Genomic DNA, 20,023 nt, shown 5'->3' with positions numbered 1-20,023 from the left:
TGCCATGATGACTGTTTTTTTGCATACTTCCCGCACAAAACCACTGATTAACGCGGAGAAGCTGCACAAATGGAACTGGATCGTTTTGACTGGCAGATTCTGCAGGCCTTGCAGCAAGATGCCCGCAGCACCCACCAGAAGCTGGCGCAGCAGATTGCACTGTCGGCCTCGCAGATTGGCCGCCGCCTGCAGCGCATGGAAGAAAACGGGGTGGTGCAAGGTTATCAGGTCAATATCCTGCCGGACAAAATCGGCCTGTCGGTGATGGCCTTTGCCCATGTCAGCCTGGAACGCCACAGCGAAAGCTCGCTGCACGAATTTGCCCAGGCCATCGATGCGCTGCCGGAAGTGCTGGAATGTTATGCCACGGCAGGCGAGGCCGATTACCTGCTGCGCATCGTGGTGGCAGATCTGCCCTCGCTGTCGCGCTTTGTGATGAATCGGCTGATGCAGCTATCGCTGGTGCGCAGCGTGAAGTCCACCATCATTCTGGACGCCATCAAGCACACCAGCAAACTGCCGCTGCCCCACTCCCGCAGTTGAATCTCAACGGCGCAGACGCTGCCAGCCCAGCCCCACAGCCAGTGCCAGCGCACCAGCCAGCATGCCCACCAGCACATCCAGAATGGCGGGCAGCAACAGCCGGGCCAAGGCACCGATACCAGGCAAGTGCGATAGCGGATGCACCACGCTCTCAATGGCATGGTGCAGGGCCGGCCAGCCATGGCTGATGATGCCGCCGCCCACCATGAACATGGCCACGGTGCCAATCACCGCCAGAGTCTTCATCAGCCAGGGCATGCCTTGTATCAGCCCGCGTCCGATCAGGCTGTTGAACGCGCCACCCCGGCGTAGCAGGAACAAACCAATATCGTCCAGTTTCACCAGCAGGCCGACAAAACCATACACCCCCACGGTCATGATCAGCGCCACACCGACCAGCACCACCAGTTGCGAGGTAAATGCAGCCTTGGCCACCGTCCCTAGCGTAATGGCAATGATTTCGGCAGACAGGACAAAATCGGTGCGGATGGCACCCTTTACTTTTTCGGCCTCCACCGCCAGCGGATCGATAGCCGGGTCGGCCAGCATGGCTTCCAGCTCGGCCTCATGGGCGGTGTCTTCTTCCTTGCCGTGCAGCAAGGGGTGCGCCAGCTTTTCCATGCCTTCCAGGCAGAGATACACCCCGCCCAGCATCAGCAAGGGCATCACCGCCCACGGCGCAAAAGCGCTCAGCGCCAGTGCCAGCGGCACCAGAATGGCCTTGTTGCGCAGTGAGCCGCGCGCCACTGCCCACACCACCGGCAATTCGCGCTCGGCACGCACCCCGGCTACCTGCTGCGCATTCAGCGCTAGGTCATCCCCCAATACCCCAGCCGTCTTGCGCGCGGCCACTTTGGTCATGGCCGCCACGTCATCCAGCACGGTGGCAATATCATCAATCAAGGTTAACAGGCTGGCTCCCGCCATGAATTTTCCTTCACATCCTGATGCGGCTGGCCCGGTGGGCCGCCACTGTTATTGGCAGCCGGCATCGAGGCCGGCTGGTCCTGAGCGACAGGCCGGGACATTGTAGCGGAAGGAAGCAGCAGTCGCTCAGCCTCCAGGCTGGCTACCGGGGATTTGGCTGTCGGGCATGGGAGCAATGGCGTGCAGCAGGCCGAAGTCAACATGGTCTTCACCGTGCTCATCGGTATACAGCAGGTCCTGGTACTGGTGGTTCCAGCGGATGTCGTCGTGGTGGAACACATGGCGCGATGCCATGCTCTGGCGGGTGATTTCATCGCTGCCGCTGATGGACAGGATGAAGCCGGCGCGCAGTCCGGCCAGCGCATCGCCATCCAGCCCGTAGAGCGGGCTGTGCTCGTCGATCACATGCATCAGCGTCCAACTGAGCACAAACATGGGATGGTGCTGGCGCTGCAGTTTGAGGTCGTGCAGGCGACGCAGGCGGGTACCCTCGCGGCTGACGGTATCAAACAGCACATGCAGCTGGGCGCTGGCATCCACAATCACGTTCTGCCGGGCATTGGCCGCACGCAGCATCAACACCGGCTGGCCATCCATCTGGCGAATGACCGGATGGCGGGAAAACACAATGCGCGAGCGCGGCAGGGAAAAGCGCGCAAAGGTGACACCGGTCACCAGCGCCAGGCTCATCATGCCGATGAAGATTTCCAGCATGCTGATGCAATGCGCGTACACCGTTTGCGGGTGCATGTCGCCATAACCCACCGTGGCCAGGGTTTCCACACTGAAGAAAAACGCACCCCAGAAATCACGCGGAAACTGGTTGGCAATACTGGCCTCACCCAGCTGGTACAAGCTGGCAAACAGCATGTTGAGCACAAAAAACAGCGCAGCGATGGCGACGTAAAACTGTGGCCAGCTCATGGTCATGGCCACGTGGTAGATATCCTGCCCCAGCTTCAGCGGCAAACGGTGCACATGAATGATGCGCCCACCCACCTCCAGTTGCCGGCCCTTGCCCGCTGCTCTCCCCATCTTCCGCCCTCCTGCTGTGCAGCCGCCATTGTGTGCAGCCGTCTCCAGTGGCGTCAATGCAGGCAGCCACACGGCTTGGACGCAGCCAGACCTGCTCTGGCATGATGTGGCGCATGCCTGCCACCACCACCCTTATCGTCCTGCTGCATATCAGCCTGCAACTGCTGCTGATCATGCGCGTGCTGCTGCGCCCCTATCGCGACCCCGCCGCACGGGTGGCCTGGACCGTGGTGGTAGCCAGCATGCCGGTGATGGGCATGCTGGCCTATCTGCTGCTGGGTGAAGTGAGCATAGGCCGCCGCCGCATGGCCCGGCTGGCACGCATCCAGCAGCAACTGCCACCGCTGCCAGCCCTGCGGCAGAGCATCCCGCTGACGACACTGTCCCCCTCAGCAGCCCAGCTGTTTCGTGTCGGCCAATCCATCAGCGGCTTTGCCCCCAGCGCGGGCAACCGGGCCGAATTGCAGACTGACAGCAACAGCACCATAGACCACCTGGTAGCCGACATTGATGCCGCGCAGCAGCATGTGCACCTGCTGTTTTACATCTGGCTGCCGGATAACAACGGCAGCCGGGTGGCTCAGGCGGTCATGCGCGCTGCGCAGCGTGGCGTAAGGTGTAGGGTATTGGTGGATGATGTGGGTTCGCGCCTGCTGCTGCGCTCTCCCTTGTGGCAGCAGATGCAAGACGCCGGGGTGAAAGCGGCGGCCGCCTTGCCGGTGGGCAACCCTTTGCTGCGCCCCTTCAGTGGCCGGATAGACCTGCGCAATCACCGCAAGATTGTGGTGATCGACCACTACAGCGGCTATTGCGGCAGCCAGAATTGTGCCGACCCGGAATTCCGCATCAAGCCGCGCTTTGCCCCGTGGGTGGATGCGGTGATCAGGGTGCAAGGCACGGTGGTGCAGCAAATGCAGCGGCTGTTTGTCACCGACTGGATGCTGGCCACCCGCGAAGACCTGCTACCACTGCTGACCGCCACCCCGGCACCGCCGCAAGACAGCCCTGCGCCCGGTGTGCTGGCCCAGGTGATTGGCACCGGCCCCACTGCGCGCCACTCGGCCATGCCGGAGCTGTTTGTCGCACTGATGTACAGCGCCCAGCGCAGCCTGACCATTACCACCCCCTACTACGTGCCGGATGAAGCCTTGCAATCGGCACTGTGCGCGGCAGCCCAGCGCGGGGTGGCCACCACCTTGCAACTGCCAGCCCGCAACGATTCGCTGGTGGTGAGCGCTGCCAGCCGCAGTTATTACGCCGAACTGCTGGCCGCCGGGGTGGTGATTGCCGAATATCACGGCGGCTTGCTGCACAGCAAGTTGCTGACGGTGGATGAAGAGATCTGCCTGATTGGCTCGGCCAATCTGGACCGGCGCAGTTTTGAGTTGAACTACGAAAACAATCTGCTGTGCCACGACCGGGAATTAACCGCAGCCTTGCGCCAGCGGCAGCAACAATACTTGCAGCATTGCAGCCTGGTGAGCCCGGAACAGGTAAGCGCCTGGCCGCTGTGGCGACGGCTGTGGAACAACGCCGTGGCCATGCTGGGGCCCTTGTTGTAAGGCCTGGCTTCAGCCAGCAAACAGGCCGGGTACGGTGTTTTCCTGTTCAAAACGCAGCAAGTCCGCTTTCAGCGCCAGGCCACCGGCATAGCCGGTGAGGCTGCCATCCGCCCCCAATACACGGTGGCAGGGCACGATCAACGCGATCGGATTGGTCGCATTGGCCCGCCCTACTGCGCGGGCAGCGCCTGGCTTGCCCAGCGCCAGTGCCAGCTCGCCATAGCTCATGGTCTGGCCGTAGGGAATCTGGCATAGCGCCGCCCACACTTCCTGCTGGAAATCCGTGCCATGCGCTGCCAGCGGAATATCAAAACTGCGCCGCTCGCCGCGCTGGTATTCATGCAGCTGGCGCGCCACCTCGGCCACGGCGGCATCGTCACGGCGGCTGCCGGACAACACTGCGCGCTGAATTTCCTGCTCCAGATGAAAATCCAGCCGCAACAGACGGCCTTGCAAGTCCAGCCACACCATGGCGGGGCCGAAACGGGTATCCACCACACCGTGGCAGGCAGCATTGGGCGGCACGCTTAACGTCGTCATGCGGTCATCCTCGGGCGACGGACTGGCTGCAGCGGGGCTTGTGCGGGCATTGCCACCGTCCCACAAGCCACCCTGGGCAAACAATGGTGCAGCAGCACGGGAAGATGCCTGCGCTGTGCTGGACAAGTCAGGCGCATCCTGACTGAACAAATCGGTGATCACGGGTTTCATGCATGCTCCGTCAGGCTGGCCCACAAATGCAGGGTAGCCAGGCTGCGACAGGGGGAAAAGATTTGCATCAGTTGTTCGGTCTGGCGGGCATCGGGCCGGGCTGGCAAGGCATAAAAGCGCTGCAAGGCGGTGGCGAGGCCACTATCACCAATCGGTGCGCTGTCAGCAAAACCCAGGCCGCGCAGCATCACATAGCGCGCGGTCCACGGCCCCACACCGCGCAGGGCCAGCAGTCGGCTTTCTGCCGCAGCCGCATCCAGGCCGGGCAGTGCATCCAGCGGCAGGCTGCCGTCCAGTACCGCCTGGGCAGCCCCCAGCAAATACGCTGCCTTGGAGCGGGAAAAGCGCTGCGCTGTCAGTTGCTCCGCCGCTAGCGCGGCCACTTGGGCCGGGCCGGGATGGGCCAGCAGCGTGCTGCCGGCAATCGGCACGCCAGCCAGTTGAATCAGGCTGCGCCTGAGCGCGGTGGCAAAGGAAAGATTGATTTGCTGGCCGATAATGGCCCAGCACAGCGCCTCAAACGGCTCTGCCGTCAATGGCAGCCACAGGGCGGGTTTGTTATCCAGCAGGCGGGCGGCATCTGGCAACCGGGTGGCCAGTTGCAGCCAGATATCGCGTGGGCCGCCCAGACCGGCCATACGCTGCACGGCCTGCGCTACCACGGGCAGCAAGGCCGGCCAGTCGTGGCTGGCTGCGCCACACACCCGGACAAGCAAGCTGTCCGGGGCGAAACGCAGCTGCACCTCCACGGCAGCCCCCTGCAGCAACAGGCCCTTGCGCAATTGGAGCCCCTGCTGCCATTCCGCCGGGCCTGCCGGGTCGCGACCATGATAGGCCAGCACACTGGCGGCGTGATAATCCGCCGGCAAGGCAATCTCAAACGCGTGTTCCACCGCCTGCTGCATGTTGGCTCCGGCCATGCGGCCAAAGGTGCCGCGCTGGCGCGATTATCGCGCAGATGCCGGGCGCTGGCACCTTGCATCTTGCGCTTGAATCAAGGGATGCAGGCTGCAGCTTGTTGCGCTCAGTCGGTCAGGGCGGTTTCCACCAGATCACCAGCAAACAGCACCCGGCGCTTGCCCATGCGCTTGGCCGCATACATGGCCTGATCCACCGCGCGTAATACCTCGTTGGTGGCCATGCCCTCGGAAAACACCGCCACGCCCGCGCTGAAGCTGAACACCACGCCAGCGGGCCGGGCGTCTGCGGCGGCGGCTTGCAATTGTTCCAGCAGCTGATCAACTTCCGCAGCAGATGACCGGCACAGCAGCAAGCCGAACTCCTCGCCACCGATGCGGCCCGGACAGCCGGGCTTGCTCATGCGTTCCAGCAGGTCGGCAAAACACACCAGTACCTGATCCCCCACTGCATGGCCATGGCTGTCGTTGATCTGCTTGAAGTCATCCAGATCAATCAGCACCCAGAACCAGTGCTGGTCCTTGCCGGCAGGCAAGCGCTCGTCCAGGTGTGCAAACAGCGCACGCCGGTTGGGAATGCGGGTCAGCGGGTCGATTTCGGCCAGGCGGCGGAATTCGTCCTGCATGAAGAACATGGAGTACATATTGTGCTGCATGGTCTGGTTCAGCGTGATGGCCACCACGAATACGCCAAACACCAGCAAGGCAAACAAGGCGGGCGACATGCTGGCTGCCGGGCCCAGTCCGCAAATATAAAAGGCAGAGGCACCGGTAAAACTGAGAATGGCCAGACAGTCGTGCTTGGAGGGGGTGACAAAGGAATTGTAAAACCAGATGGTAATGATGATGGGAATGATGAAGGGGTCGCCCGGACCGGCCATGCTTTTTACTTCCAGCGCAAAAATCAGCGTCAGCAATACCGAATAGGCGATGGTACCGGCACGCCATACCAGCACGCTGGGCGACAGGGCCTTGACCAGCCCCACCAGGATGATGGCAGCCAGCAGCATGGCTTCGGTATTGCCCAGCCCGGCAGCCAGATAGGGATTCATGACAAAGCTGGCAATGATGAAGACGATGCCGGCGCTCTCCAGAAACACCACCGGCTTGAACAACCTGCCGCGCATGTAATGGTAGTAATCTGCCTCGGTGGCTTTGTAATTGCTGTTCATGGTGATGGCTCTGCTGGACAACAAGCCGTCAGTCTGTCGACTGGCGACACAACATGGCGGGTCAGGCAAAGCGTGCATCCAGCAGGAAACAAGCTGACAAGGACAGCTGGCAGTAGCGTGGTGGCAACGGAAATGCCCCAGCCATGCAGCGCGTACGATGCCGGATTGGTACAGCAAGCCGCAAACCTTCCCCGATATTTTTCAAATCAAAATAACAGCTGTATTCATTGATTCAATCAAATACTAACAGCATACATGCCATCGACCTAGCCAGCAGCGCTGATCGACGGCAAGTCCTGTTCATTTCATCCGGCTGCAGCAGCAGGCCACTTTTAACATGTCAGTCTGACCGCACAGTGAATGTGGACTGACCGACAACACAAACCAGCACGCAGCAAGCGCTGCAGATGAATTTCCGGTATAGCAGCCCTCCTCCTTGCAGAACAGGACATCCATGAAAAAAGGCCCCGCAGGGCCTTGGTTAAATCGATGTGCTGGCAAATCAGGCGCGCGGGCGTACCAGCTGCCAGGCACGGCCCAGATAGGACAGCGCACCAAAGCCGCTCCATACATGCACCAGACGGGTAAAGGGGAAGATGACGAACACGCTCATCCCCATGAACAGGTGCAGTTTGAAGATGGGCGAAGCAGCCACGATGTACTGGGCAGCATCACCACGGAAGGTAACCACATGCTGCGCCCAGGTCATCAGCAGTACCATTTCGTGGCCGTCCAGGTGCTGGGCGGATACGGCGATGGTGCACAGGCCCAGTACCAGGGTGGCCAGCAGCCACAGCAGCACCAGCTTGTCGCGCCAGGTGCTGTTGGCGGCCAGGCGCTGGTTGCTCAGGCGGCGATGCAGCAGGATCAGCAGGCCGACCAGGCCCAGCGAACCCATGATGCCACCGGCCGTCATGGCAAATACCTGTTTGAAGCTGTGGGTGACACCCAGTGCTTCCCACACGCTCAACGGGGTGAGCAGGCCCACCAGATGGCCGAAGAACAGCCCCAGTACGCCAATGTGGAACAGGATGTTGCCCAGCCGCAGATTGCCGCGATACACCAGCTGGGAGGATTCACTCTTCCAGCTGTACTGTTCGCGCTCAAAGCGGATCAGGCTGCCCAGCAGGAAAATGCTGAGCGCGATATAGGGATAGATCCCGAATACAAATTGATGCAGATAGTCCATATCTCTCTCCTTGCTGTTCCGGCCTGCTCATGACAGAGCGGGCCGGAAACGGGCAGATTCAGGCGCCGGGTCGCGACGGGTAGAAGTTGACCGGAGCAATGGCCGGCAGGGCGGGCTTGAGCAGCGGCTCGCTGCCATCCGCACCGGGGCCAAAGGTTTCCAGCAGTTCGTCCATGTCGCGGATCGGCGGCACGCTCAAGGGCTCCGGCGGCACTGGCGACAGCCATACCAGCAGGTCAAGCACGCCAACATAAGGCGAAGACGACTCGCGCAGCTTGCCAGCGATATGGCCCAGCACGTGTACCGCATCACCCAACAGGCGGCTGCCCTCTTCCGCTTCGCACTGCGAGAGGAATTCCAGGAACAGCGGCACGTAGTCGGGCAGCTCGGCGCACACCGGCTCGAAACCATGGGCCTTGTACTCTTCCATCAGGTCCACCATGGCCTGACCGCGCGCACGGTCCTCGCCATGAATGTGCTCGAACAGATGCAGCGAGTGTGCCGGGCTGCGGTCGAAAGTCTGCACATAGCTTTCCTGCAGCGCGATCAGCTCGCTGCCCTCCAGCTGGGCCAGCAGCGGTTCCAGCATGCTGGCTGCCGTGGGGCTGGCTTGCAGGGCTGTGCGAATGTCATCCAGCGCCGCCAGCAACTCGGGCTCCGGATAACACAGCAGGGCCGAGGCAATCTTGAACAGTGACTGGTTCATGGCTTAGCTCCCGGCGTTGGCCTTGCGGTCGCGCCGCATGTCGTGGAACACGATGGGGGTGGCCTTCTTCTTGCCAAACAGGCTGGGTTCCGACGTACCGCCGGAGCAGCCATTGCCAAAGGTGAAACCACAGCTGGCCTTGTCCTCGAAGGTGTTTTCCACCATTTCCTTGTGGCTGGACGGAATCACGAAGCGGTCTTCGTAATTGGCAATCGCCATCACCTGGTACATTTCTTCCACCTGGGCCGGTTTCAGATGCGTGCCGCGCAAGGTGGCCGGATCGCTGATTTTCTCAACGCTCTTTTTACGCATGTAACGGCGCATGGCCACCATGGTTTCCAGCGCACTCACCACCGGTTCTTCCTTGCCTGCGGTCAGCAGGTTGGCCAGATAGCGGATCGGAATACGCAGGTCTTTCACGTCCGGGATGATGCCGTTCTCACCAATCAGGCCGTTTTCCAGCGCACTCTGGATGGGCGAGAGCGGCGGGATGTACCACACCATGGGCAGGGTGCGGTATTCCGGATGCAGCGGGAAGGCTACTTTCCATTCCATGGCCATCTTGTACACCGGCGAGTTCTGCGCGGCGCTGATCCAGGCTTCCGGAATACCCTGCTTGCGGGCTTCGGCCTGGATTTCCGGCGAATTCGGGTCCAGGAACACGCCCAGCTGGGCTTCGTACAGGCTCTTCGGATCTTCCACGCTGGCAGCGGCTTCGATGCGGTCGGCATCGTACAGCAGCACGCCCAGGTAGCGGATGCGGCCTACACAGGTTTCCGAGCATACGGTCGGCTGACCGGCTTCGATACGCGGATAGCAGAAGATGCACTTCTCGGCCTTGCCGCTGGTCCAGTTGTAGTAAATCTTCTTGTACGGGCAGCCGGACACACACATACGCCAGCCACGGCACTTGTCCTGGTCGATCAGCACAATACCGTCGTCTTCACGCTTGTAGATGGAACCGGACGGGCAAGAGGCGACACAGGCCGGGTTCAGGCAGTGTTCGCACAGGCGCGGCAGATACATCAGGAAGGTGTTCTCGAAAGCCGAGTACATTTCCTTCTGGATGCCTTCAAACAGGGCATCCTTGCTGCGCTTGCTAAACTCGCCGCCCAGGTCGTCTTCCCAGTTGGGGCCCCATTCAATCTTGTCCATCTTTTTGCCGGTCAGCACCGATACCGGGCGGGCAGTCGGCGGGGTTTGCATTTCCGGCGCGTTCTGCAAGTGCTCGTAATCGAAGGTAAACGGCTCGTAGTAGTCGTCAATCGACGGCAGATTGGGGTTGGCAAAGATATTGGCCAGAATGCGCATCTTGCCGCCCTGCTTGGGCACCAGCTTGCCATTGGGCTTGCGTTCCCAGCCGCCCTGCCATTTTTCCTGGTTTTCCCAGTCCTTGGGGTAGCCGATGCCGGGCTTGCTTTCCACGTTGTTGAACCAGGCGTATTCCACACCGTCGCGGCTGGTCCAGACGTTTTTGCAGGTAACCGAACAGGTATGGCAGCCAATGCACTTGTCCAGGTTCAGCACCATGCCGATTTGTGCACGGATTTTCATTTGTCTTCTCCTGCAGGCTGATCCATCCAGTCAACTTTTTTCATCTTGCGCACGATGACGAATTCGTCACGGTTGGCACCGACTGTCCCGTAGTAATTGAAGCCCCAGGACAGTTGGGCGTAACCGCCAATCATGTGCGTCGGCTTGGTCACGGCACGGGTTACCGAGTTGTGAATACCGCCGCGCTTGCCGCTGGTTTCCGCGCCCGGCACGTTCACGATCTTCTCCTGGGCGTGGTACATCAGCGTCATGCCTTCCGGTACGCGCTGCGATACCACGGCACGGGCAGTCAGCGTGCCGTTGACGTTGAACACTTCGATCCAGTCGTTGTCGACGATGCCGGCCTTCTTGGCGTCCACTTCCGATACCCAGACGTGCGGGCCGCCGCGCGACAGCGTCAGCATGCGCAGGTTGTCCGAATAGGTACTGTGGATGCCCCATTTCTGGTGCGGGGTGATGAAGTTGAGCACCAGTTCGTGGTTGCCGTTGGACTTCTTGCCCAGGATGGCCTGGGTGGTTTTCAGATCCACATGCGGCTTGAACACGCACAGGCCTTCACCAAAAGCACGCATCCACTGGTGATCCTGATAGAACTGCTGGCGGCCGGTGATGGTGCGCCATGGAATCAGCTCGTGCACATTGGTGTAACCGGCGTTGTAGCTGACTTCTTCGCTTTCCAGGCCAGACCAGGTGGGCGAGGAAATGATCTTGCGCGGCTGCGCCTGCACATCGCGGAAGCGGATGCTGTCATGCTCGCGCGGCAGCGCCAGATGGGTGTGGTCGATACCGGTGATCTTGGACAAGGCGTCCCAGGCTTTCACCGCTACATGGCCATTGGTTTCCGGTGCCAGCGTCAGAATCATCTCAGCCGCATCGATGGCGGTATTGAGCTTGGGCTGACCCTTGCCCGCGCCTTCGGTCACGGTATGGTTCAGACCGCGCAGCACGTCCACTTCATGGCCGGTTTTCCAGCTGATGCCCTTGCCGCCATTGCCCACTTTTTCCAGCAGCGGGCCGATGGAGGTGAACTTGTCGTAGATGGCACCGTAATCACGCTCTACCACGGTCATGGCAGGCATGGTCTTGCCCGGAATCGGCTCGCACTCGCCCTTCTTCCAGTCCTTGGGATCGAAAGCCTGACCCAGTTCCTGCGGGGTGTCGTGCATCAGCGGGGTGAGCACCAGATCCTGCTGCACGCCCAGGTAGTCCTTGCCGATTTCAGAAATCTTCTTGGCAAAGCCCTTGTAGATTTCCCAGTCGGACTTGGCCTGCCACAGCGGCTGCACGGCTTCGGACAGCGGGTGGATGAAGGGGTGCATGTCGGACGTATTCAGGTCGTCCTTCTCGTACCAGGTGGCGGTCGGCAACACGATGTCGCCATACAGGCAGGTGGTGGACATGCGGAAGTCCAGCACAACCAGCAGGTCCAGTTTGCCTTCCACTGCCGGACGTACGGTGATTTCGGTGGGCTTGATGCAATCTTCCTCATTACCCATCACTGCGTTCTGGGTGCCCAGCAGGTATTTGAGGAAGTATTCGTGGCCCTTGCCGGAGCTACCCAGAATATTGGAACGCCACACAAACATATTGCGCGGGAAGTTCTTCGGGTTGTCCGGGTCGTTGCAGGACATGTCCAGCGTGCCATTTTTCAGGCTGTCCACGGCAAACGGGATGGCATCCTGGCCAGCGGCCTTGGCGGCGCGGGTGATATCCAGCGGGTTGGTGGTCAGCTGCGGGGTGGACGGCAGCCAGCCCATGCGTTCGGCCTTGGCGTTGTAGTCAATCAGGCTCATATTGGCCATCTTGCCGTCAGCCGTCGGACACAGGATTTCGTTAATGCCCAGCTTTTCATGCCGCCACTGGCTGGTATGGGCGTAGAAGAAGCTGGTGCCGTTCATCTGGCGTGACGGACGTACCCAGTCGCCAGCAAAGGCCAGCGGAGCCCAACCGGTTTGCGGACGCAGTTTTTCCTGGCCCACATAGTGGCACCAGCCACCACCGCTCTGGCCGATACAGCCACACAGCATCAGCATATTGATGATGCCGCGATAGCTCATGTCCATGTGATACCAGTGGTTGAGCGCAGCACCGACAATCACCATGGATTTGCCATGGGTCTGGTCGGCATTCTGGGCAAATTCGCGCGCTACCTGGATCACCATTTCCGGCTTCACGCCGGTGTGTTTTTGCTGCCAGGCCGGGGTGTACGGTACGTCGGCCATGTAGTCATTGGTGACGTTGCCGCCGCCCAGGCCACGGTCGATACCGTAGTTGGCTGCCATCAGGTCGAATACCGTGGCCACCAGCGCGGTGCTGCCATCGGCCAGCACAACCTGGCGGGCCGGTACGTTGCGGGTCAGCAGATCCTCGTGTTCGGCACCAAAGTAAGGGAAGCCGACGCCAACTACTTCGTCACGGTTTTCAATCAGCGACAGGCGGGCCGATACCTCACGCCCGGTGCTGCCGTCATGCTGCTGCAGGTTCCACTTGCCGGTCTTGCCTTCAGGTTGACCCCAGCGGAAGCCGATGGAACCAGTCGGTGCCACGATGTCGCCACTGGTTTCGTCAAAAACCAGGGTCTTCCATTCCGGGTTGTTGTCTTCGTTCAGGTTGTTCGCCAGATGGCTGGCGCGCAGGAAGTAGTCCGGCACATAGCGTTCGCCATCCTGGCGCAGCGTCACCAGCATCGGCATGTCGGTGTAGCGGCGGATGTAGTCGGTGAAGTAGGCCGACGGCTTGTCCAGATGGAATTCTTTAAAGATAACGTGACCCATGGCCATGGCCAGCGCGGCATCGGTGCCCTGCTTCGGTGCCAGCCAGATGTCGCCAAACTTGGCCATTTCACCAAAGTCGCTGGAAACAGCCACGGTCTTGGTGCCCTTGTAGCGCACTTCGGTATAGAAGTGGGCGTCCGGGGTACGGGTCATTGGCACGTTGGAACCCCACACCATCAGGTAGGTGGAGTTGTACCAGTCGGCCGACTCGGCCACGTCGGTCTGCTCGCCCCACACCTGCGGGCTGGCGGGCGGCAAGTCGCAATACCAGTCGTAGAAGGACAGCGGCACGCCGCCAATCAGGCTGAGATAACGGCTACCGGCAGCGTAGGACACCATGGACATGGCGGGAATCGGCGAGAAGCCCACCACGCGGTCCGGACCGTAATTCTTGATGGTGTAGGCATTGGAAGCCGCGATGATTTCGTTGGCTTCATCCCAGTTGGCGCGCACGAAACCACCCTGGCCGCGCTTGCTCTTGTACTGCTTGGCCAGTTCCGGGTTCTGGCTGATGTGTTCCCAGGCTTCTACCGGGCTCATGTTCTTGCGCGCTTCGCGCCACAGCTTGGCCAGACGGCCACGGATCATCGGGTATTTCACGCGCTGGGCCGAGTACACATACCAGCTGTAGGACGCGCCACGCGGGCAGCCACGCGGTTCGTGATTGGGCAGGTCCGGGCGCGTGCGCGGATAGTCGGTCTGCTGGGTTTCCCAGGTAATCAGGCCATTCTTTACATAGACCTTCCAGCTACAGGAGCCGGTGCAGTTCACCCCGTGGGTGGAACGTACGATCTTGTCGTGCTGCCAGCGTTGGCGATAGGCGTCTTCCCATTGGCGGTCTTCATTGACCACCGCGCCATGGCCATCGGCAAAGGTGGATTTTACCTTGCCAAGGAAATTCAGTCTGTCCAGAAAGTGGCTCATCTTGCCTCCGAGTTTTTACCGCCAGGTGCGGCGTCGCGGCCCAGCCGCGCAGACATTGCTTACCCTGCAAAGATTACGGCCGGACAACAACAGCGCCCATTCGCCACTGGTGGCAAGCAGACGACGCAGAGTGAGGAGGCTTGCTAAGCCATAAGGAGTAGGCAGAACTACACAGGCTGGCTGCCTTGAGGCGGGTTCACGCAGCAACCGGCAACGTGGCCCGGTCGGGAGCACGCTCCCCAATTGAACTGTCCTAAAGGACTGAAATTCCTCAGATCAAGAAAAACTATCTATATATAAAAGGCAACTTCAAGCTCATCCCACTATTAATAAGTTTTACTAAAAGATGAGTGAATTGCCTTTGACAGTATTTCGGGAAAACATACCATCAGGAGCCGTTCCATGCAGCGCACATTCGCCACCTTCTGTATTGCCTTCGTAGGGTTCATTTCGCAAGCACATGCGTATGACGGGACTATTTCATTCACAGGTAGTATTTCCACAACCACCTGTACCATCAGCGTCGCGGGAAGCGGCAACAATGGCTCCATTAGCTTGCCGTCCATCTCCTCCAAAGCACTGCCCATCGCCTCGGCCACCTCAGGCATTACCCCGTTTTCCATTTCGCTGAACGGCTGTACCGGCGCAGCCACGCAGGCTGCCGTCTGGTTTGAAAATGACAGCAATGTCAACTCCGCCGGGCGGTTGATCAATACGGGAACCGCAAGCAATGTCGACGTGGCCATTTACAACACGACTGCAAGCACGCACATCCTGATCGGGCAAACCAGCAGCACCTTTGGCAGTAGCGGCATGGCATTCCCGATCAGCAGCGGCAGCGCCACCATGAACTATCTGGCGCGCTATCATGCCACTGGTGTGGCAACTGCCGGCACGGTCGTCGCCAGCGTCAATTACACCGTGCAGTACCAGTAAATCAGGCATCCACCGCATGCCGATTGGCCAGGCACCAGACAGCCAGTGCTAGTCCGCCGCGCTGCACGACATACGCGCGCGGCGGACTCTTGCTGAGCCAGCATGCACAGCGCTGGCTCAGTGGCTGGTGTGCTGGAAGCGATCAACCAGCGCCACCATCTTGCTGGCAGTGAGGTTAAGCTGGCCGGACAAGGTGGCCGCTTCCTGCACAATATGAGCATTGTTTTCAGCCAGGGCGGCAATCTTGCTGACATTGGTGGCTACGTCGTTGCTGGCAGCGGTTTGCTCCTGCATCGCCAGCGTGGTGTTCCGGCTCTTGTCAGCCGTGTCGCTGGCCTTGCCATGAATCAGCGCCAGGTCTTCCACGGTCAAATCCACTTCGGCCATGCCACCTTGCATGCGCTGACGTGCCGTTGCCATCTGCTGTGCCACATCACGGGTTTCGCGGCGGATATCCTCGATCAGTGCGGCAATATCCAGTGTTTCCTTGCTGGTACGCTCGGCCAGCTTGCGCACTTCATCAGCCACCACCGCAAAGCCACGCCCCATCTCACCGGCCCGCGCAGCTTCGATGGCTGCGTTAAGCGCCAGCAGATTGGTTTGATCGGCAATCTCGCGGATGGCGGTGACAATGCTGTGAATGCCCTCAGACTTGTCGCGCAGCATATCGACACTTTCGCCGGTATGGGTCAGACCATCTGCGGTTTCACTCAGTGTCGTCGCAGTACTGTGCATACGCTCGCGGCCATCGTCCACACAGCTCTGCATGTCCTGTGCCACCTGCATGGCCTGCAAGGCGTTGTCGGTGACGGCGGCAATACCGGCAGACATTTGCTCGATGGCAGCGGCAATATCCACCGAGGAACGGCTCTGCACTTCCGCCGTGGAGGCGGCACGGGCGGAGACATCGCTCAAGGAATGGGCTGCTGCCATCATTTGGTGTGCTTCGGACTTGATCTGACGCAGAGTGTCGGCAAAGGCGTCTGCCAGATGGTCAAACGCATTGCCCATCCGGGCGATTTCATCGCTGCCAGGCAGCGCGGCGCGGCGTGACAGGTCGAAATCGCGGCTCATGCCGCTCATCAGCTGCTCCAGCCTGGAAATAGGCCGTTCCACACTGTGGTAGATGGCCCAGCCCAGTACCGACAGCAGCAGGATGGTGGCAGCGGAACCCAGCAGGGTGAACCACAGCTGGAAAGTGGCCTGGGACAACAGTTGCTGCACATTGTCATCCAGCTGCTGCAACAGGGCATCCTGCAGTTTTTTCAGGTTGGCCATTTGTGCGCTGGCGGTTTTGAACCACAGCGCCGGTGCCACACCCTGCGGCTGACCCAGCGGGGCGGACATCATTTGTTGGCGCATGGTTTGCACGGCAGCGGCTTCGGCTGATTGATCGGCCTGCTGCGATGCCTGCCTGATCTGGCCGGTTGCCACCAAGCGCAACTGACTGGCACAGGCTTGTTGCCGTGCCTGCATGCCGGCAGCCTGCAGCAATGCTGGCTGGTCAAAACTGCCACGCCCCAGTACGCCGTTGATGAAGCCGCGTTCGCGTCCGGCAAATTCTTTCTGACATTGCAAATTGACCAGCGCCACGGCATCACGCAGCAGGCCTGCATTGCTGGTGCTGCCAGCCAGGCCGGCAATCAGGCCGATCAGTTGCTCGATATTGTCGGAATAGGCGGTAAACATCTGGCTGGCCGGCAGACTGCGGCTGTCAACGGCAGCACGCCCCTGCAGCAATGTGCGTACCTGGTTTTCTGCCGCTACGGCCTGGGTGGCATCCGGCAGTGTCGCTAGGCTGGCGTGGAAATCGGCCAGTGCGCTATCGGTTTGCTGGCGCACTGTTTTCAGCTCATCCGGCAGGCTGCTGCCTGCCGCACTCAGAAATCCATTGCTCAGGCCCCGTTCTGCCTGTAATTGGTGAATCAGGCCGCTGGCCTTGCCAGCCACCTGCAGCAGCTGGCCGGAAGCCTGCAGCCGGGACAGGCTTTGCCATTTTTCCAGCGACAGCACACCCGCCAGGCCGGCAATCACCAGCACAAAGGGCAAAATCAGCAGACCAAGCCTGCTTGCGATGGAAAGTCTGGACAACATGACGGCCTCACAATCGTCTTGGGGTAAATGACCTGCTGTAATGGATTTCAGCATAGGCAATTTTTAGTTAGCAATAAATATGCCGCCCCAATAATAAAGGGGAAGCATCTGCGCTTCCCCCACTTCCTCCTGTTAACCAGGAGACGCTACTTTACGGCTTGTCAGCAACGAATTTCCGCATTCTTGCGAGCATAGAACCACCAGTTGATCAGCACGCAGCTGGCATAAAACAAGATGAAGGCATACAGCGCGGCCTCCACACCACCCGTCATGGAAATGGACGTGCCATAGCTCTTGGGGATGAAAAAGCCGCCGTAAGCACCAATCGCACCGGAGAAGCCCAATACGGCAGCAGCTTCACGGGTGGCATCGGCCTGCGCCTGCTTCTGTGCAGCCTCGCTCTTGCCGGCCAGACGTTGATGCAAGGTGAGGAAAATCACCGGCACTTGCATAAAGGTAGAGCCATTACCCACACCGGTCAGGGCAAACAGGCAGAGGAACATGGCAAAGAAGCCCTGGAAATTGCCGCCCTGACCTGCATTCGGCAAAAAGGTAAGTACACCACCAACAGCCAGCATCATCAGCAGGAATACCGCCTGGGTTACCTTGGCACCGCCAATCTTGTCAGCCAGCCAGCCGCCTACCGGGCGCGCCAGCGCCCCCACCAGCGGGCCGTAAAATACGTACTTGGTAGGATCGACATCCGGAAACTGGCCTTTCATCAGCAGCGGAAAGCCAGCAGAAAAACCAATGAAGGAACCGAAAGTACCGATATACAGCCAGCACATCAGCCAATTGTGCTTGCGCTTGAAAATAACAACCTGATCGGCAAAAGAAGCGCGGGCCGAAGCAATATCATTCATGCCCAGCCAGGCGGCAATGGTGGCCATCACAATGAAGGGCACCCAGACAAAGCCGGCATTCTGCAGCCACATTTTCTTGTGTACGGCTGCTTTCACCCATACCTGCGGTTCGCCACCAAAGGCACCGAACACGCCCATGGTAATCACCAGCGGCACCACAAACTGCACCAGCGATACACCCAGATTGCCCAGACCGGCATTCAGGCCCAGCGCCGTACCTTTTTCCGCCTTGGGGAAAAAGAAGCTGATATTGGACATGGAGGAGCTGAAATTACCGCCACCAAAGCCACACAGCAAAGCCAGCACCACCATGGTGATATAGCTGGTATTGGGGTCCTGTACGGCAAAGCCGATACCGATGGCCGGAATCAGCAGGCTGGCAGTGGAAATGGCGGTCCACTTGCGGCCACCAAAAATCGGCACCATGAAGCTGTAGAAAATCCGCAGCGTGGCACCCGACAGCGCCGGCAGCGCGGCCAGCCAGAACAGCTGGTTCTGACTGTAGCTGAAGCCGATGTTGGGCATATTCAGCACGGCCACGCTCCACACCTGCCAGATGACAAAGGCCAGCATCAGCGCGGGGATGGAAATCCACAGATTGCGCCGGGCAGCTGCCTTGCCTTCCTGCTGCCAGAAGTCTTTGTTTTCCGGTTCCCACCGGTCCAGTACATGTGACATCACGTCCTCCCTGACGGCACCTTGGCCGTCAATCAAAAATGGGGTTGCAGCATTCAGGCCGATTGGCGAGCCACTTTGGCCGCAGCCTTGCCCTGCTCAGGCTTGAAAGAAAAATGCATCCACACCAGCGACACACACACCGTGCCGTACAGCAGCATGAAGGCGCTGCTGCGCACACCGGTCACATCCAGCAGCACGCCAAACAGGATGGGCAACAGGAAACCGCCCATGCCGCCAGCCAGGCCTACTACACCGGATACCGCGCCGATATTGTCGGGAAACTCATTGGCGATGAACTTGAACACCGAAGCCTTGCCGATGGCCATGGCAATGCCCACGCCAAACAGCATCAGGGTGAACTGGGTTACGCCCATGCCGATATGGAAGCTTTGCACGCCGTGCGTGGTGGTAATGCTGAAATCGGTTTGCGGGTAAGACAGGATGAAAAAGGCAACCCAGCAGGTCCACATCACGCCCCAGGTGACTTTGTAGGGGCCGAAACGGTCGGACAACCAGCCACCCATGGCACGCAGCACGCCGCCAGGCAGGGAGAAACAGGCCGCCAGAAAAGCCGCATGCTTGATGTCAAAGCCGTACTCGCCCACGTAGTACTTGGTCATCCACAAGGCGAGCGCCACATAGCCGCCAAACACCACCGAGTAGTACTGGCAGTAACGCAGCACGGCCGGGTCTTTCATCAGGGCCAACTGGGAGCGCAGGCTTGCCTTGCTGCTGACCAGATGCGCCGTATCCTGATAAGAAAACAGCCAGAACAAAATGGCAGTCACCAGCATGATGCCGGCGTATACCGACGGCACCAGTTGCCAGCCACCGACGGCAATGATGCCCGGTGCCACCAGCTTGGTGAGCGAGGAACCGGCATTACCGGCACCAAATACACCCATGGCCATGCCCTGCTGTTCCGGTTTGAACCAGCGCGCTACATAAGGTGTGCCTACCGAAAAAGCCCCGCCAGCCAGGCCCACCAGCAGGCCAATGGCCAAGAACTGCCAGTAAGCGGTGGCATATTGCATGATGAAGATGAAGGGCACGCAGATCAGCATCAGCAAAAACAGTACAATGCGACCGCCAAAACGGTCGGTCCAGATGCCCAGCGGCACACGGATCAGCGAACCGGACAATACCGGCGTGGCCGCCAGAATGCCGAATTCGGTTTCATTCAGGCCCAAATGCTGCTTGATGGGAATGCCCAGTACCGCAAACATCATCCAGATCATGAAACAGATGGTAAATGCCACGGTGCTGGATGCCAGCACGGCATACTGCTTGAAGCGTAAAGAAGCCATGATGCTTTTGCTCCACTATTGGGATATAGACATTTAACCCTTTTATGGGCGCGGGAAATATTCACCGATAGCAGCACTGCGGGCGGCATGAGGAGCTAGGCAACAACGGCAGATGGGGAAGGGGAACTAAT

15 protein-coding genes are annotated in these 20,023 nt (G+C 59.8%); 3 read left to right on the top strand and 12 right to left on the bottom strand.

Going from position 1 to position 20,023, the window contains the following annotated elements; genetic code table 11:
• Positions 1 to 69: 69 nt before the first annotated feature.
• Complete coding sequence (locus ACODR9_RS19795) at positions 70 to 543, top strand: Lrp/AsnC family transcriptional regulator (protein WP_488811574.1); 474 nt, start codon at positions 70 to 72, stop codon at positions 541 to 543.
• A 3-nt stretch (positions 544 to 546) separates the two neighbouring features.
• Here ACODR9_RS19795 and ACODR9_RS19790 read toward each other — a convergent pair whose 3' ends face one another.
• Together ACODR9_RS19790 and ACODR9_RS19785 are read right to left on the bottom strand one after the other, a co-directional pair.
• The gene (locus tag ACODR9_RS19790; protein WP_488811572.1) at positions 547 to 1,470 is read right to left on the bottom strand and encodes a DUF808 domain-containing protein; all 924 of its coding nucleotides are present in this window, start codon (positions 1,468 to 1,470) and stop codon (positions 547 to 549) included.
• Between the two features lie 126 nt (positions 1,471 to 1,596).
• On the bottom strand, positions 1,597 to 2,505 hold the full coding sequence (locus ACODR9_RS19785) for an ion channel (RefSeq protein ID WP_488811570.1): 909 nt from the start codon (positions 2,503 to 2,505) through the stop codon (positions 1,597 to 1,599).
• 113 nt (positions 2,506 to 2,618) lie between these two features.
• Between ACODR9_RS19785 and cls the strand changes: the two genes are divergently transcribed.
• Positions 2,619 to 4,067 (top strand): cardiolipin synthase, encoded by a 1,449-nt coding sequence (gene cls, locus ACODR9_RS19780; RefSeq protein ID WP_488811568.1) that lies wholly within the window; start codon positions 2,619 to 2,621, stop codon positions 4,065 to 4,067.
• Positions 4,068 to 4,076: 9 nt separating this feature from the next.
• Here the strand turns inward: cls and ACODR9_RS19775 are convergent, their stop codons facing one another.
• From ACODR9_RS19775 to ACODR9_RS19745, 7 genes are all read right to left on the bottom strand, one after another.
• The gene (locus ACODR9_RS19775; RefSeq protein ID WP_488811566.1) at positions 4,077 to 4,778 is read right to left on the bottom strand and encodes a methylated-DNA--[protein]-cysteine S-methyltransferase; all 702 of its coding nucleotides are present in this window, start codon (positions 4,776 to 4,778) and stop codon (positions 4,077 to 4,079) included.
• Positions 4,775 to 5,698: a DNA-3-methyladenine glycosylase family protein gene (locus ACODR9_RS19770; protein WP_488811564.1), complete on the bottom strand. Its 924-nt coding sequence runs from the start codon at positions 5,696 to 5,698 to the stop codon at positions 4,775 to 4,777. Before ACODR9_RS19770 ends, ACODR9_RS19775 begins: the two co-directional genes overlap by 4 nt.
• A gap of 104 nt (positions 5,699 to 5,802) precedes the next feature.
• Positions 5,803 to 6,867 carry a GGDEF domain-containing protein gene (locus ACODR9_RS19765; protein ID WP_488811562.1) on the bottom strand — a complete coding sequence of 355 codons (1,065 nt, stop codon included), beginning with the start codon at positions 6,865 to 6,867 and terminating at the stop codon, positions 5,803 to 5,805.
• A 502-nt stretch (positions 6,868 to 7,369) separates the two neighbouring features.
• Positions 7,370 to 8,056, bottom strand: coding sequence for a respiratory nitrate reductase subunit gamma (gene narI / locus ACODR9_RS19760; protein WP_488811560.1), 687 nt, complete (start codon positions 8,054 to 8,056; stop codon positions 7,370 to 7,372).
• A 58-nt stretch (positions 8,057 to 8,114) separates the two neighbouring features.
• A complete protein-coding gene (gene narJ / locus ACODR9_RS19755) occupies positions 8,115 to 8,762 on the bottom strand; it encodes a nitrate reductase molybdenum cofactor assembly chaperone (RefSeq protein WP_488811558.1) in 648 nt (215 codons plus the stop codon).
• 3 nt (positions 8,763 to 8,765) lie between these two features.
• The gene (gene narH / locus ACODR9_RS19750; protein WP_488811556.1) at positions 8,766 to 10,316 is read right to left on the bottom strand and encodes a nitrate reductase subunit beta; all 1,551 of its coding nucleotides are present in this window, start codon (positions 10,314 to 10,316) and stop codon (positions 8,766 to 8,768) included.
• Positions 10,313 to 14,014: a nitrate reductase subunit alpha gene (locus ACODR9_RS19745; RefSeq protein ID WP_488811555.1), complete on the bottom strand. Its 3,702-nt coding sequence runs from the start codon at positions 14,012 to 14,014 to the stop codon at positions 10,313 to 10,315. The genes narH and ACODR9_RS19745 overlap by 4 nt, the downstream gene beginning before the upstream one ends.
• 402 nt (positions 14,015 to 14,416) lie before the next feature.
• Here ACODR9_RS19745 and ACODR9_RS19740 point away from each other — a divergent pair, with 402 nt between their 5' ends.
• Positions 14,417 to 14,950, top strand: coding sequence for a fimbrial protein (locus ACODR9_RS19740; RefSeq protein ID WP_488811553.1), 534 nt, complete (start codon positions 14,417 to 14,419; stop codon positions 14,948 to 14,950).
• A gap of 117 nt (positions 14,951 to 15,067) precedes the next feature.
• Here the strand turns inward: ACODR9_RS19740 and ACODR9_RS19735 are convergent, their stop codons facing one another.
• The 3 genes from ACODR9_RS19735 to ACODR9_RS19725 form a co-directional block, all read right to left on the bottom strand.
• Positions 15,068 to 17,044 (bottom strand): methyl-accepting chemotaxis protein, encoded by a 1,977-nt coding sequence (locus ACODR9_RS19735; protein ID WP_488811551.1) that lies wholly within the window; start codon positions 17,042 to 17,044, stop codon positions 15,068 to 15,070.
• Between the two features lie 161 nt (positions 17,045 to 17,205).
• Positions 17,206 to 18,585: a NarK family nitrate/nitrite MFS transporter gene (locus ACODR9_RS19730; RefSeq protein ID WP_488811549.1), complete on the bottom strand. Its 1,380-nt coding sequence runs from the start codon at positions 18,583 to 18,585 to the stop codon at positions 17,206 to 17,208.
• Between the two features lie 53 nt (positions 18,586 to 18,638).
• Complete coding sequence (locus ACODR9_RS19725; protein ID WP_488811547.1) at positions 18,639 to 19,892, bottom strand: MFS transporter; 1,254 nt, start codon at positions 19,890 to 19,892, stop codon at positions 18,639 to 18,641.
• Between the last annotated feature and the right edge of the window lie 131 nt (positions 19,893 to 20,023).

Source organism: Aquitalea sp. FG25 (assembly GCF_057809375.1).
Note: the sequence above shows the minus strand (reverse complement) of the source record. Positions and strands in the feature narration are given on the sequence as shown.